The sequence below is a fragment of the Streptomyces sp. NPDC060198 genome (assembly GCF_042728415.1).
Taxonomy (GTDB): Bacteria; Actinomycetota; Actinomycetes; order Streptomycetales; family Streptomycetaceae; genus Streptomyces.
This window is the reverse complement of record NZ_JBHWZJ010000190.1, coordinates 1-13736: the sequence shown is the minus strand read 5'-3', so window position 1 is coordinate 13736 and position 13736 is coordinate 1. Positions and strand designations below refer to the sequence as shown.

Genomic DNA, 13736 nt, shown 5'->3' with positions numbered 1-13736 from the left:
GGGCGGCGCTCCGGGGGGGGGGGCGCGGCGGGACGGGGGGGGGCCGGCGGGGGGGGGGGGCCGGGGCACCGCCCCCGCCCCCGCCGGCCGTCGTCCAGGGCGTGTCGTGGAAGGAGCGCCGCCCGCCCGGAGGGCGGGACAGGCGGGACCTCCAGCCCTCAGGCCGCTTCGAGCAGCGCCTCGGCGGCCGTACGGGCGTCACCGAAGCGGCTGGTCAGGGCGTGCACCCACCGTTCGAGGCCGAACGCGCAGCAACTGGTGGAAGCCGCGTTGCCGTCGGGCAGGGTGATGCCGCACCGGTCTCCGAAGAAGTTCCGGTGGTAGTTCACCGAGCCGATGGCAAGGCCGTCGACGACGAACTCCTCCTTCACCGGGAACAGCCGCTGCATGGTGGCCCGGGAGCTGGAGCGGTCGAAGAACGGGTCGGTCGCCACCTGGGTCTCCATCTTCAGACCCAGCCGGTCGGCCAGCGACAGCACCTGCTCCTTGGACCGCTGCAGATGTTCCGTCGCACCCTCGGGCGTGCCCACGAAGACGATCTCGCGCATCGAGAAGCCGAGCAGCCGTCGCAGGCCCTCGTAGTGCGTCTCGTTCCGGAAGCAGGTGGCCACGGTGGTGAAACGGTTCGTCTCCGCCGGCAGGGTCTGGTCCTTCAGATCGAAGTAGACCGAGTAACAGGCGGCCGACGGCAGTGCCAGCCCGGTGTCGTTGAGGACCGACGCGGGCAGCTCCCGCAGCGGCTCCTCGGCACCGGCCCGCAGGGCGGACAGCCGGCCCGGGTCGGCGGCGGCCGCCGCCAGGCCCAGGTGCGGGAAGTTCTCGTAGTAGTCGATGTTCTCCAGGTCCGCCGCCCGCACGAGGAACGGGTAACGGCGTTCCAGGGCCTCCGCCTCCTGGGCCCAGTTGAGCACCAGCGCGTCGAACGCCCGCAACAGCAGGAGTTCGTCGGGACCCAGGACCCCGAGACCGGTGTCGGTGGTGTTGGAGGAGCCGGCCATCAGGCCGCCGCTCCGGAGAGGAACCGCTTGTCGATCGCGCGCAGCGTGCGGAAGTCCTCGACGTCGATCTCCTCGGGGTCGATCGGCTCGCCGCTCAGCTCCTCCAGGAGGTAGAGGAACTCGACGAACGCCAGCGAGTCCACCGCGCGGCGGTCGATCAGGTCGTCGTCCAGCCCCAGCTCGCCCACCTCGGGGTTGCGCTGGTGGATGAATGCGAGAATCTTCGAGATCTTGTCGTCGCTCATGCGGAAGTCCCCTGAACCTGAAGGCCGTTGCGGGCAAGGAATTTGCGGGTGCGGTTGAGGATGCGGTCGTGCGCGGCGTGACGGGCCGGGTGCTCCAGCAGACGGCGCCGAAGCTCCAGCGGCTCGGGCAGACCCGCGTCGCGGTAGACCGCGGGGTTGTACAGACTGCGGACGCTGTACTCCAGGTAGGAGTCCAGGTACTTGGCGAGGATCGGGATGTCCTGCGGGCGGGTCTCCTTGACCTGCTCCAGGAGCTTGCCGAACAGGTGCCGGCCGAAGGCGACGTGCCTGCTCTCGTCCTGGTGGTGGACCCGGTTGATCTCCCGTGCGATCTCCGGGAGTGCCTGGTCCGTCGCCATGAGGGCGTTGAAGTGGTCGACGAGCTCCTCGAAGATCAGGATGCGGGCGAAGATGACCAGCTCGGTGGCCGCGTCGCCCACACCCTCGATCCGGCCCATGCCCACCTGCGGCACCGGCGGGTAGACCTTCCCGCCGTACTTCAGGCAGAAGGTCCCGAAGAACCACATGTGCTCGTTCTCCTCACCGATGAAGTGGTGGAGGAACTCCGAGGCGTCGGCGTACGTCTTGGTGTGGATCCGCAGGACGACCTCGCTCAACAGCTCACGGATGCCGTGCACGTTGAGGCTGAAGAAGTTCACCGCCTCGTAGCGCGTCAGCGCGAGCTGCTGCTCGCGGGTGAGCGCGTCCCACTCCTCGGTGCCGGCCAGGGTGACGAGGTCCTCGCTCATCCACGGCAGGCTCTCGTCGAGGCTCTCGGGCCAGTCGAAGATCGTGTACGGGTTGTAGTAGTCCGACTCCGCCATCGCTTCGAGCCGGTCCAGGTCCAGCTTCACGGGCTTGACGGTCGTAGGCATGGGTAGACCTCTTTCTGCTGATTGCGGTAGGGCGAGAGACGGGCCCGGTGAACCCGGCGGCTGTGGGCCGCCGGTTGCCGGCGAGGACGCGTCGATCAGGCGCGTTCTGCCAGGACGGACCAGACCGGGAGCTGGGTGCGCCCCTGGTCGTCGATCTCCACCTGTGTGCCGGTCTTGGCCAGGAAGCCGAGAGTGACCTCGGCGACGCCCCAGTAGATGGTTTGTTCCAGCTCGGTCACCCTCCAGCCGGCCTCGCCCAGGACCTGGCGGACCGTCTCCTCCTTCACGGAGAGCGGCTCGGGCATCCCGCCGGGGACGGCGGCGAAGCACAGCATGTCGAGCCAGGCGCCGGGCCGGGCGACGCGGTGGAGAGCCGCGGCGTAGCTGCGGCGGCCGTCCGCGTCCAGGGTGTGGAACAGCGCGCTGTCCAGGACGGTGTCGAAGCGGCCCTCGAACCCGGCCAGGCTGGTGGCGTCGGCGACCGCGAACTCGATGTCGGCGCCGGCCGCCCGCTCGGTGGCCTGCTCGATCGCCGCGGAGGCGGCGTCCACGGCGGTGACCGTGTATCCCCGGGAGGCCAGGAAAATCGAATTGTCTCCCAGGCCGCAGCCGGCGTCCAGTACGTCGCCGCGAATCCGTCCGCGGTGCTCGAATGCAATCACACCCGGCTGTGCCTCGCCGATGTCCCAGGGTGCCTTGGTGATGCCGGCGTCCCCCAGGAGTTCACCTCCGCGATAGACGGAATTGAAGTCGGCAGTCGCGAAATCGTAGTCCGTGCTTTTGCTCATGCGCGTCTCCCGTGATGAAGGGGGTTTTCGGCACCGCCGGACCGGAATTGCCGAACCGGAACGGCCGGACCGGCCCCGGTGAAGGGGGACCGTGGGCCGGAATTACCGATTCAAAGGAATTACCACAGGGGTGTTCTGTGCGAAAGGTGCGGGACCGGGCGGCGGCCCCGCCGTCCCCGACCGTCCGGTGCGGCCGGAGCGGCGCGTCGTGAGTCGGGGGAGCGCCCACATGGTGGATGCGTGCCGACGTTACGGCAACGGGGGCGACGTGTCGGTGCCGAACCACCGCGCCGGGACAACCGGCTTCGACGCAATCGGCTCCGAATTCGTCCGCCGGCGAGCACACTGCGAACGCCTCTCGACGCTTCCTGTCCCCGTCGCGTTCAACTGAGGAAACTCCTCGGTCGTGCGGGGGCCGTTCGCCCCGCGGTGCGCCGGGTGCGCGGCACCGGGTGGAATGCGTGATTCCATATTCATCATTCGTCGGCACCGAAACCGGAACACACAATTTCGCATGTGTCTGCGATTTTTCCCGGTGGTCGCTCCGTCGTCGTCCACGTACGATGCCGTGGCGGCGGAGGTAATCGGGCCGTCAAAAGCCCCAGGTTTCATCCCCGTCGGAGCGCCCCGCGTCCCGAGGAGCTGGAAAGGGAATTCCATTGCGTGATTCAGGGAACACCTCAGAAATTCCGCATGCCGAGCTCGTGGGCCGGGCCGCCGAACTCCGTGAAGACCTCTGGAAGAACGCCGCCGAATTCGACCGTGCGCGCCGGCTGTCCGACGAACTGCTCGCCCGGATCACCGGCGCCGGGCTGACCGGGCTGCTGACGCCCCGGAAGCTGGGCGGCCACGAGACGCCGGTCCGTACCCTCCTGGAGGTGTGCACCGAGCTGGGCCGCGGCTGTTGTTCGACCGCCTGGGTCACCGGTGTGCTGAACGTCGGGAACTTCGTGGTCTCGCTCTACCCCGACCGCACCCGCGAGGAGGTGTGGTCCGGTCACCCCGACGCCCGTACGGCGCTCATCCTCGGGGCTCCCGTCCGGACCGTGGAGAAGGCCGACGGCGGTGTCCGGGTCGTCGGAGAGTGGCCGTACGCCTCGGGATCGCTGCACGCCGACTGGGTCGGTGGCCTCGTCCTGGCGGACACGGGCACCGGCCTCCAGCCGCACATGGCCCTCATGCCGGCCTCCGACGTGACGGTCCGCGACACCTGGCACGTCGTGGGAATGCGCGGCACCGGCAGCAACACCGTCGTCGCCGACGGCGTGTTCGTACCCGCACACCGCCTCCTGCCCTACGGGCCGCTCCTCGCGGGCGAGACCGACGGCCTGGTGCCGGCGGACCGCCCCTACCGCAACAGCCTGACGGGCGTGTTCATGGTCGGACTCATCGGCTCCATGATCGGAGGCGCGAGCGCCGCCCTCGACCACGCGCTCACCCTCGCGCCGACCCGCAGGGTGGCCGGCTCCTCCTACGCCAACCAGGCCGACTCTCCCGCCGCCCAACTGAGCCTGGCCGCCGCCGCCACCGCTCTCGACACGGCGGTGCTGCATGCCCGACGGCTCGCCGACTCGGTGGACGGCCACGCGGCGGCGGGCGAGAACCCGACCGTCCCGGTCCGGGCCCGCGCCCGGATGGACGCCACGCACGTCGTCCAGCAGTGCCGTGCCGCCGTCGAGAAGATCGTCTCGGCGTACGGATCGTCCGCCTTCGACGAGTCCAACCCGCTCCAGCGGATCTGGCGCGACGTCAACGTCGGCAGCAGGCACGCCGGATTCGGCATGGGAATTCCCGAACTGGCTTACGGAAGCGCACTGGTCGGCAAGGACCCGCGGGCACTCACTCCGATGCTCTGAGGACCGGCCCGAGTACGTCACTGGGCCGGGACGGGGCTGCGGGGGGCTTGCACGTCACGCCCCCCCCGCACGCTCCCGCCGGCTCTCCCCGGACCGCCCCACAAGGCACTCCGGACCCACTGAACCTCCCGCCCCGCACTCCCCCCGAAACGGAAAGCGAGAGAGGCATGTCCGACGCCAACGAGGTACGCGACCACAACCGCGCCATCGTCGCGCAGTACATGAACACCCGAGGCCAGGACCGTCTGGAGCGCCATCTGCTCTTCACCGAGGACGGCACCGGCGGGCTGTGGACGACCGAGACCGGTGAGCCGATCGTCATCAACGGCAAGGACCGGCTCGGAGAGCACGCCGTCTGGTCGCTCACGTGCTTCCCGGACTGGGCCTGGACCAACGTCGAGATCTTCGACACCCAGGACCCGGACCGGTTCTGGGTGGAGTGCGACGGCGAGGGCCAGATCCTCTTCCCCGGGTACGAGCCGGGCATCTACCGCAACCACTTCCTGCACTCCTTCCTGTTCGAGGACGGGAAGATCAAGCAGCAGCGCGAATTCATGAACCCGTGCCAGCAGTTCAGGGCTCTGGGCATCGAGGTTCCCTCGGTCCGCCGTGACGGCATTCCCACCTGACGACCGTTTACCGACCTTCGATCCCGACCCCGCAGGGGGAGACCGTGCGCACCACAGTCCACGACATCCACGCCAGCCCAGCGCTGCAGCAGCCCGAATGGGACGACCCTGCCCTCGTGCAACGGGTCCGTGCCACCCTCTCCGGTGAACCGCCGCTCGTCACCGCCGACGGCGCCGCCACCCTCCGCAGGCTGCTCGCCGAAGTGGCGGCCGGCCGTGCCCACCTCCTGCAGGCGGGCGACTGCGCCGAGGACCCGGCCGAGTCGACCCCGTACCACGTCCGGCGCAAGGTCGAGCTGCTGGACCGGCTCTCCGAGAGCGCGCGGGCCGTGGCCGGACGGCCCGTCCTGCGGATCGGCCGCATCGCCGGCCAGTTCGCGAAACCCCGGTCCAAGCCCGTGGAAGAGATCGGCGGCGTGACGCTGCCCGTCTTCCGGGGCCACATGGTCAACGCCCCCGAGCCAGGCAGTCGCCGGCCCGACCCGGAGCGCATCCTCGCCTGCCACCGGGCCGCCGGGGACATCGTCCGGGAGCTCCAGGCGCTCAACGAGGGCCGCCCCGAGGCCGATCGCGTGTGGACCAGCCACGAGGCGCTCCTGCTCGACTACGAGATCCCGATGCTCCGGCCCGAGGGGCCCGACGAGCTGCTGCTCGCCTCGGCCCACCTGCCCTGGATCGGGGAGCGGACCCGCCACCCGGACGGCGCCCACGTGAAGATGCTCGCCTCCGTCGTCAACCCCGTCGCCTGCAAGGTGGGTTCGGGTACGACCGCCGAGGACGTCCTCGCTCTGGCAGGACGGCTCGACCCGGAACACCGGCCGGGGCGGCTGATCCTGGTCGCCCGGATGGGCAACGGGTTCGTCGCCCGCCGCCTGCCCCCGCTGGTGGAAGCGGTCCGCGCCGCCGGACACCCGGTGATCTGGATCTGCGACCCCATGCACGGGAACACCATCACCAGTCCGGACGGGCACAAGACCAGGCTGCTGGACGCGATGACCGCGGAGATCCAGGACTTCAACGCCGTGATGGCGAAAGCGGGCGGCGTCAACGGGGGCCTGCACCTGGAGACCACGCCCGACGACGTCACCGAGTGCGCCGCCGACTCGTCCGAACTGGACTCCGTGGGCGACCGGCACACCACCTTCTGCGATCCCCGGCTCAACCCCGGACAGGCCCTGCGGCTCGTGGACGCCTGGGCCCGCACGATCTGAGACCGCCGGGCCTCCCCCCGCCCGCACCCCCCACCGCACCGAAAGGAGCCGACCCATGGTTGGCATCCCCGCCATCACCCCGTACGAACTGCCCACGCCGGAAACCTTGCCGGTGAACCTCGCCGACTGGACGCCGGACCCCGACCGTGCGGTTCTGGTCGTGCACGACATGCAGCGCTTCTTCCTGCGCCCCTTCCCCGACCCGCTGCGCTCGGGACTCGTCGACCACGCCGCCCGACTGCGCAAGCGCGCCGCGTCCCTGGGCGTGCCCGTGGCCTACAGCGCACAGCCCGGCGGCATGACCACCGAGGAGCGCGGGCTGCTGGCCGACTTCTGGGGGCCGGGCATGCGCACCTCCCCCGAGGACCGGGAGGTCGTCGAGGAACTGGCGCCCGAGGACGGCGACTGGCTGCTGACCAAGCGCCGCTACAGCGCCTTCTTCCGCTCCGATCTGCTGCAGCGGCTGCGTGACTCCGGCCGCGACCAGCTCGTGCTGTGCGGGGTCTACGCCCACATCGGTGTGCTGGCGACCGCCATCGACGCGTTCAGCCACGACATCCAGGTGTTCCTCGCCGCCGACGCCGTCGCCGACTTCACCGCCCGGCAGCACCACTTCGCCCTCGAATACGTCGCCCAGCGGTGTGGGGTGGTCGTTCTCAGCGACCAGGTGTTCACGTGAGCACTTCCGAGATCCCGCCCCCGGCCGCCGGGGCCGCCCTGCCCGCGTCCTCGGCCGGGCCGGCCGGAACGGACCTGCTGGACCGCATCTTGGCCGACCCGCGTCCGCCCGCCTTCGCCCTCCTGCACCGCCCCGAGAGCGGCGGCGCGGGCACCGTCGACGTGCTGCTGGGCGAGGTCTCCCACCCCCCGTCCCTGACCCGGCTGCCGTTGCCGTCCGGCGCACCGGGCACCGCCCGGCACGACGCCCTGGTCCTCGTCCCCTACCGGCAGCTCGCGGAGCGGGGGTTCGCCGCCCCCGACGACGGCGAGCCGTTGATCGCGCTGACCGTCACCGAACAGGCGGTCCTCCCACTCGACGGAGTGCTGAACCGGCTGCCCGCCGCGCCGGTGAGCCTGACCGGAAGCCGGTACGACCTCTCCGACGAGGAGTACGCCGACCTCGTGCGCCGTATCGTCGCCGACGAGATCGGCACCGGCGAAGGCGCGAACTTCGTCCTGCGGCGCACCCTGCTGGCCGAACTGGACGACTACTCGCCGCACACCGCGCTGGCCGTCTTCCGGCGCCTGACCCAGCTGGAGACCAGCGTCCACTGGACCTTCGTCGTCCATGTCGAGGGCCGGGTGTTCGTCGGTGCCACGCCCGAGCGGCACATATCCGTGCGCGACGGCCACGCGGTGATGAACCCGATCAGCGGGACCTACCGCTACCCGCCCGGCGGCCCCACCCTCGAAGGGCTCACCGCGTTCCTGCGGGACCGCAAGGAGACCGACGAGCTCTACATGGTGCTCGACGAGGAACTCAAGACGATGTCCCGGGTGTGCACGGACGGCGGACGGGTCACCGGGCCCGCCCTCAAGGAGATGGCCCGCCTGGCCCACACCGAGTACTTCATCGAGGGCCGCACCCGCCGCGACGTGCGGGAGATCCTGCGCGAGACGCTCTTCGCCCCCACCGTCACCGGCAGCCCGGTGGAGAGCGCCGCCCGGGTCATCGCCCGGTACGAGGCCACGGGGCGCGGCTACTACAGCGGAGTCGCGGCGCTGATCGGGCGCGAGGCGTCCGGCGAGCGCACGATGGACTCCGCGATCCTCATCCGCACCGCCGACATCGCCCCGGACGGGCGGATGCGCCTGGCGGTCGGCGCGACGCTGGTACGCCACTCCTCGCCGGAGGCGGAAGCGGCGGAGACCCGGGCCAAGGCCGCCGGGATCCTCCAGGCCCTGGACGCGCCGCTGCCCCCGGCGCCGTCCCCCGCCCCCGACAGCCTGGTCAGCCCCGCGGCACCCCGGTTCGCGGACCATCCGGCGATCCGGAAGGCGCTGCGCGGCCGCAACGCCGGCATCGCCGACTTCTGGCTGGCCTCCACCGGCGCGAGCGTCCTGACGGTGCCCTCCCTGACCGGACTCAAGATCCTGGTCGTGGACGCCGAGGACGCCTTCACCGCGATGATCGTGCAGCAGCTCGAAGCGCTCGGCCCCACCGCGCAGGTCGCGCGCTACGACGAGTCCCTCGACCTCGGCGGCTTCGACCTCGTCGTGATGGGCCCGGGCCCCGGAGACCCGCGCGCCCTCCACGACCCGAAGATCGCGGCACTCGACGCGGCGACCGCCCGGCTGCTGCGCGACCGTGTGCCCTTCGTGTCGGTCTGCCTCAGCCACCAGGTCCTCTGTCTCCGGCTCGGGCTCGAACTCGTCCCGCGCGACGAACCGAACCAGGGCGTCCAGCGGACCGTGGACGTGTTCGGGCGACCGGAGAGCGTCGGCTTCTACAACACCTTCTCCGCGATCAGCCGCACGGCCCGGCTCGACGTGCCCGGCGCGGGTCGGGTCGAGGTGGGCCGGGACCCCGGTACCGGCGAGGTCCACGCCCTGCGGGGCAGCCACTTCGCGTCCTTCCAGTTCCACGCGGAATCGGTGCTCACCGTCGACGGCCCCCGGCTGCTCGGCGACGCCCTGCTGGGGGTGCTGCCACGGTGAGGCTGGAGATCGCCTGGTGGGACCTGGACGGATCGCCGCAGACCGTCGACTCCCTCCGCGCGCACCTGCGCGAAGGGGTGGCCGACGACTGGGCCGCCGTTCCCGGACTCCGCGCGAAGTTCTGGGTCGCCGACCGGGACGGCAACCGGTGGGGCGCCGTCATGGTGTGGGAGGACGACCGCCCCGCCGACAGCCCGCTGCCGCCCAACCGGGCCGCCGAACTCATCGGCCGGCCCGTCGGACACCGCATGCGCTTCGACGTGGAGGCCGTGGCCGAAGGGGTGCACGACCTGCCCGTCCTGCACGGACTGGGCGCCGCGTTCGCCCCCGCGCCCCACCCCGGTCCCTTCCGAGCTTGACCGACGTACCGTCAGGAGCCGTACCCATGCACGAGTACCTGCTCGTCGACGCGTTCTCCGCGAAGCCGCTGTACGGCAACCCGGTCGCGGTGTTCCTCGACGCCGCGGACCTGTCCGCCGACCTGATGCAGCGCATCGCCCGGGAGATGAACCTTTCCGAGACGACCTTCGTGCTGCCGCCGCGCCAGGGCGGCGATGCGCACATCCGGATCTTCACGCCCGTCAACGAACTCCCCTTCGCCGGACATCCGTTGCTCGGCACCGCCGTGGCCCTGGGGGAGACCCGGAAGCAGGATGCCCTGCGGCTGGAGACGGCCATGGGCATCGTCCCCGTGGAACTCGGAGACGACGACGGCGCGGTGACCGTCCGGATGCGTCAGCCGCACCCGGTCTGGGAGCCGTACGAGCACGCCGCCGAGCTCCTTGCCGCGCTCGGCGTCACCGCCTCGACGGCCCCCGTCGAGGTGTACCGCAACGGCCCCCGGCACGTCTTCGTCGGACTGGAGAGCGTGTCCGCGCTCTCCGCGCTCAAGCCCGACCACCGCGCCCTCTCCCGGTTCCCCGACATGGCCGCCAACTGCTTCGCGGGGGAGGGGACCCACTGGCGGGCGCGCATGTTCAGCCCCGCGTACGGCGTGGTCGAGGACGCGGCGACCGGCTCGGCCGCCGGGCCCCTCGCCATCCACCTGGCCCGGCACGGCCTCGCGCACTACGGACAGCCGCTGGAGATCCTGCAGGGCGTCGAGATGGGACGGCCCTCCCTGATGCTCGCCACCGCCCGGGGCGACGGGGAACGCGTCGACTCCGTCGAAGTCGGCGGTCACGGCGTCACGGCCGGGAGAGGCACCCTCTTCGTCTGAGAGCCGCCCGGTCCACCGGGCCGGGCGGGATCCACCGACCGAAGCGGGGCACCGGCACCGGCCGCCCGGCGGGACGACGCACAAGGAAAGGACGCGATGAACACCTCCAAGTTCGAAAGCCTCACCGGGGCGACCGACCTGCGGTTCCCCGAGTACGACGACCCGCCGGCGGACCCGATCGCTCTGGTGCGCGCGTGGCTGGACCGTGCCGTCGAGCTGGGTGTCCGGGAACCGCGCGCCCTCGCCCTCGCGACCGCCGACGGGCGGGGCCGCCCCTCCACCCGCATCGTCGCGTTCCTCACGGTCGACGACGACGGTCTGCTGTTCACCACGCACAGCACCAGCCGCAAGAGCCGGGAGATCACCGAGACGGGCTGGGCGTCCGGCCTGCTCTACTGGCGCGAGACCGGCCAGCAGATCAGCCTGAACGGCCCGGTGACCGCCGTCCCCGAGGGCGAGGCCGACGCCCTCTGGTCCGGCCGGCCCGTACCGCTGCACGCGATGTCGGCGGCGTCGCGGCAGAGCGAACCGCTCACCGACCCGGACGCCCTGCTCGCGCACGCCGAGGAACTGGGCGCCCTGCGGTCGGCCCTGCCCCGCCCCGAGCGGTACGTCGGCTACCGGCTGCGCCCGGACGAGGTGGAGTTCTGGTCCGCCCGCTCCGACCGGCTCCACCACCGCCTGGGCTACCGGCGGGACGGGAGCACCTGGTCCGTCACCCGGCTCCAGCCGTAGCGAGGGGAGGAGAAGCCCGCATGGACACGGTCAGCTTCACCACCGCGATGGCGCGGGTGCCCAGTCCGGTGACCGTCGTGACGACCTACGGCCCTGACGGCGTCCCGTACGGCTTCACCGCCGGATCGTTCGTCTCGGCCTCGCTCGACCCGCCCCTCGTCCTGGTCTGCCTGGACAAGGGGGCGAGCACCCATCCGGCGTTCGCGTCGGCCGAGAGGTTCCTCGTCAACGTGCTCGGCGAGGGGCAGCAGGCGGTCGCCCGGCGCTTCGCGGCCTCGGGGACCGACCGCTTCGCCTCCGGGGACATGCGCCCTCTCGAAGGAGGGCTCCCCGGACTTCCGGACGCCTGCGCGCGGATCGCCTGCCGGCTGCACTCCGTGCTGGACGCCGGTGACCACACGGCCCTGCTCGGCCGCGTCGAACAGACCTACACCGGCGGGCGGACGCCACTCGTCCACGTCGACCGCCTCTTCCACCGGGCGGTCCCTGACCTGCAGGAGCCGGCCGGAGCGACCGACGGCACCACCAACGGGAGCCAACCACCCATGACAGAACGCGCGTTCCCCCTGATATTCGCCGAACGGGTCGACACCACGGCCGAGTTCTACGAGCTGCTCGGCTACACCCGGCAGAGCCGGAACCCGCCGCAGGGCGAACCCACCTACATCGGCATGCGACGGGGTACCGCGGAACTCGCCGTGGTCTCCACCGACTGGCCCCGCGCCCAGTGCGGGCTCACGCCCGGCCCCGGGCCGCGATTCGAGATGTTCGTCCTCGTGGACGACCTCGACACCACCCTCAAGCAGCTCGCCGACGCCCACGTGACGCTGTTGCGCGCTCCCGCGGACATGCCGTGGGGCGAGCGCATCGCCCATGTCCTGGACCCGGACGGCAACCCCGTCGCCGTCGCCTGCTCCACCCACCCGTGACCACAGACCCCCGGGGACGCACCATGACGCTGGACATCGCCGAACCCACCGACCTGCTGGAACCGCCGCCGGACACCCGGCTCGACCCGGACGACTTCGTACGCGCCGCCATGGAATGGCACTTCGACCCGGCCACCGGCTCCCCGTTCTGGCTGAACCGCGCGCGCACCCTGGACTTCGATCCCCGCACCGACGTCCGCACCCTCGCCGACCTCGCCCTCTTCCCGAACGTCGCCGGTGAACTGCGGCACGCGCCGGTCGCCGACCTGGTGCCCCGCGGCTACGGCGAACACCCCGACGTGGTCGGTGTCTTCGAGAGCGGCGGGACCACCGGTGTCCCCAAGCGGGTCGTCCTGCTGCGCGACTGGCTCGACCGGATGCTCGCCTGGAGCAACGCCACCCTGGACGCGCACGGCTTCCCGCGCGGCACGGACTGGCTCGGGCTGGTCCCCACCGGGCCGCACATCGTCGGCGAGTACTTCCGGCGCTCCGCAGCCACCTTCGGGCGCCACGGCTTCGCCGTCGACCTGGACCCGCGCTGGGTCAAGCGGTGCATCGCCGAGGGCCGCGGCGCGGAGGCGTCCGCGTACGCCGAGCACGTGATCGACCAGGCCGCCGACGTCCTGCGCACCCAGGAGATCGGCGTGCTCACCATCACCCCGCCCCTGCTGGAGCGGCTCGCCCGGCGCGAGGAACTCGTCGAGCTGGTCAACGAGAAGGTACGGGCGATCCGCTGGGGCGGCACCCAGATGGACCCGGACTCCCGCCACCTGTACCGCACCGAGGTCTTCCCCGACACGGTGCTCGCCGGCAACTACGGCAGCACCATGATCGCCGGGTTCGCCGGGGAGCGGCCCGGCCTGAGCGACGAGGACCCCTGCGTCTTCGACACCCTCGGCCCGCACGTCACCTTCGGGGTCGTCGACCCCGAGACCCGTGAGCCCGTCCCTCTCGGCGAACGCGGACGCGTGGTGGCGCACCACCTCAGCAGGTCCTTCCTGCTGCCCAACAACCTGGAACGCGACCTCGCCGTACGGGTGGCACCGCCCAAGGGCGGCTTCGGCGACTCCGTCGCCGACATCGCGCCCGTCAAGACGTTCGAGAGCGAGCCGGTCATCGAGGGGGTCTACTGATGTCCGCACCCGAGGCGACCGGCCCGGCCGGGTCCGCTCCGCCCGGCGGCCCGGCGCCCGCGGACGGAACCGCACCTCCCGTCGTGCTGGAGGCGCTCGGCCACAACGGCCCCTACCGGGCCCGAAACCGCCTCACCGTCACCGACGTGCGCGGCGTTCCGGCCGCCGAACTCAGCCTGGTACCCAGCCTGTTCGTGAACCGCACACTCGCGGCGCTCCGTGCGGCCACCCCGCTGCCCCCGGACGAGCGGGCGGCCGCCCTGCGCCGGGCCGCCCACCTGTTCGCCCACGGACGCGTCGCGGGCCGGTCCGTCGAGGAGCACGAGCGCGACGTCAGCCGCGTCGGCGGCGTACCCCTCCACGTCGTCCGCATCGCCACCCGGTCCATCGCCACCCGTTTGGCGGCCGCCTGGGAGAGTGCCCGGCAGGCGGCGCCACAAGGCGCCGCCGACGACTGGCG

General features: G+C 71.7%; 14 protein-coding genes and 1 pseudogene. 11 read left to right on the top strand and 4 right to left on the bottom strand.

The genetic code is table 11. The features are described from left to right. Positions 1–158: 158 nt before the first annotated feature. From ACFWEP_RS21930 to ACFWEP_RS21915, 4 genes are all read right to left on the bottom strand, one after another. Positions 159–998, bottom strand: a complete 840-nt coding sequence (locus tag ACFWEP_RS21930; RefSeq protein ID WP_387372004.1) for a hypothetical protein — start codon at positions 996–998, stop codon at positions 159–161. Then, complete coding sequence (locus ACFWEP_RS21925; protein WP_387372003.1) at positions 998–1243, bottom strand: acyl carrier protein; 246 nt, start codon at positions 1241–1243, stop codon at positions 998–1000. Before ACFWEP_RS21925 ends, ACFWEP_RS21930 begins: the two co-directional genes overlap by 1 nt. Further along, positions 1240–2118 carry a diiron oxygenase gene (locus ACFWEP_RS21920; RefSeq protein ID WP_387372002.1) on the bottom strand — a complete coding sequence of 293 codons (879 nt, stop codon included), beginning with the start codon at positions 2116–2118 and terminating at the stop codon, positions 1240–1242. Before ACFWEP_RS21920 ends, ACFWEP_RS21925 begins: the two co-directional genes overlap by 4 nt. A gap of 95 nt (positions 2119–2213) precedes the next feature. Next, the gene (locus tag ACFWEP_RS21915) at positions 2214–2906 is read right to left on the bottom strand and encodes a class I SAM-dependent methyltransferase (RefSeq protein WP_387372001.1); all 693 of its coding nucleotides are present in this window, start codon (positions 2904–2906) and stop codon (positions 2214–2216) included. A gap of 659 nt (positions 2907–3565) precedes the next feature. Here ACFWEP_RS21915 and ACFWEP_RS21910 point away from each other — a divergent pair. From ACFWEP_RS21910 to ACFWEP_RS21860, 11 genes and pseudogenes are all read left to right on the top strand, one after another. Then, on the top strand, positions 3566–4762 hold the full coding sequence (locus ACFWEP_RS21910) for an acyl-CoA dehydrogenase family protein (protein WP_387371999.1): 1197 nt from the start codon (positions 3566–3568) through the stop codon (positions 4760–4762). 119 nt (positions 4763–4881) lie between these two features. Further along, positions 4882–5391, top strand: a complete 510-nt coding sequence (locus ACFWEP_RS21905; protein WP_387372006.1) for a PhzA/PhzB family protein — start codon at positions 4882–4884, stop codon at positions 5389–5391. Between the two features lie 44 nt (positions 5392–5435). Beyond that, entirely contained in the window at positions 5436–6602 is a 1167-nt protein-coding gene (locus ACFWEP_RS21900) for a 3-deoxy-7-phosphoheptulonate synthase (protein WP_387371998.1), read from the top strand. A 55-nt stretch (positions 6603–6657) separates the two neighbouring features. After that, positions 6658–7281 (top strand): isochorismatase family protein, encoded by a 624-nt coding sequence (locus ACFWEP_RS21895; protein WP_387371997.1) that lies wholly within the window; start codon positions 6658–6660, stop codon positions 7279–7281. A 38-nt stretch (positions 7282–7319) separates the two neighbouring features. Then, positions 7320–9260 (top strand): anthranilate synthase family protein, encoded by a 1941-nt coding sequence (locus tag ACFWEP_RS21890; protein WP_387372005.1) that lies wholly within the window; start codon positions 7320–7322, stop codon positions 9258–9260. Further along, a complete protein-coding gene (locus ACFWEP_RS21885) occupies positions 9257–9619 on the top strand; it encodes a hypothetical protein (RefSeq protein WP_387371996.1) in 363 nt (120 codons plus the stop codon). The genes ACFWEP_RS21890 and ACFWEP_RS21885 overlap by 4 nt, the downstream gene beginning before the upstream one ends. 26 nt (positions 9620–9645) lie before the next feature. Further along, complete coding sequence (locus tag ACFWEP_RS21880; protein ID WP_387371995.1) at positions 9646–10479, top strand: PhzF family phenazine biosynthesis protein; 834 nt, start codon at positions 9646–9648, stop codon at positions 10477–10479. A 96-nt stretch (positions 10480–10575) separates the two neighbouring features. Further along, on the top strand, positions 10576–11214 hold the full coding sequence (gene phzG, locus ACFWEP_RS21875; RefSeq protein ID WP_387371994.1) for a phenazine biosynthesis FMN-dependent oxidase PhzG: 639 nt from the start codon (positions 10576–10578) through the stop codon (positions 11212–11214). A gap of 20 nt (positions 11215–11234) precedes the next feature. Beyond that, positions 11235–12143: a flavin reductase gene (locus ACFWEP_RS21870; protein WP_387371993.1), complete on the top strand. Its 909-nt coding sequence runs from the start codon at positions 11235–11237 to the stop codon at positions 12141–12143. Positions 12144–12166: 23 nt separating this feature from the next. Beyond that, positions 12167–13276: a phenazine antibiotic biosynthesis protein gene (locus ACFWEP_RS21865; protein ID WP_387371992.1), complete on the top strand. Its 1110-nt coding sequence runs from the start codon at positions 12167–12169 to the stop codon at positions 13274–13276. Further along, positions 13276–13736, top strand: a pseudogene (locus ACFWEP_RS21860) (aldehyde dehydrogenase); the annotation flags it as partial. The gene ACFWEP_RS21865 and the pseudogene ACFWEP_RS21860, both read left to right, overlap by 1 nt.

Bases quoted from the DNA above. Each gene is read 5' to 3' on its own strand.
- ACFWEP_RS21930 (WP_387372004.1), bottom strand. From the start codon at position 998: ATGGCCGGCTCCTCCAACACCACCGACACCGGTCTCGGGGTCCTGGGT.
- ACFWEP_RS21925 (WP_387372003.1), bottom strand. From the start codon at position 1,243: ATGAGCGACGACAAGATCTCGAAGATTCTCGCATTCATCCACCAGCGC.
- ACFWEP_RS21920 (WP_387372002.1), bottom strand. From the start codon at position 2,118: ATGCCTACGACCGTCAAGCCCGTGAAGCTGGACCTGGACCGGCTCGAA.
- ACFWEP_RS21915 (WP_387372001.1), bottom strand. From the start codon at position 2,906: ATGAGCAAAAGCACGGACTACGATTTCGCGACTGCCGACTTCAATTCC.
- ACFWEP_RS21895 (WP_387371997.1), top strand. From the start codon at position 6,658: ATGGTTGGCATCCCCGCCATCACCCCGTACGAACTGCCCACGCCGGAA.
- ACFWEP_RS21880 (WP_387371995.1), top strand. From the start codon at position 9,646: ATGCACGAGTACCTGCTCGTCGACGCGTTCTCCGCGAAGCCGCTGTAC.
- phzG (WP_387371994.1), top strand. From the start codon at position 10,576: ATGAACACCTCCAAGTTCGAAAGCCTCACCGGGGCGACCGACCTGCGG.
- ACFWEP_RS21870 (WP_387371993.1), top strand. From the start codon at position 11,235: ATGGACACGGTCAGCTTCACCACCGCGATGGCGCGGGTGCCCAGTCCG.
- ACFWEP_RS21865 (WP_387371992.1), top strand. From the start codon at position 12,167: ATGACGCTGGACATCGCCGAACCCACCGACCTGCTGGAACCGCCGCCG.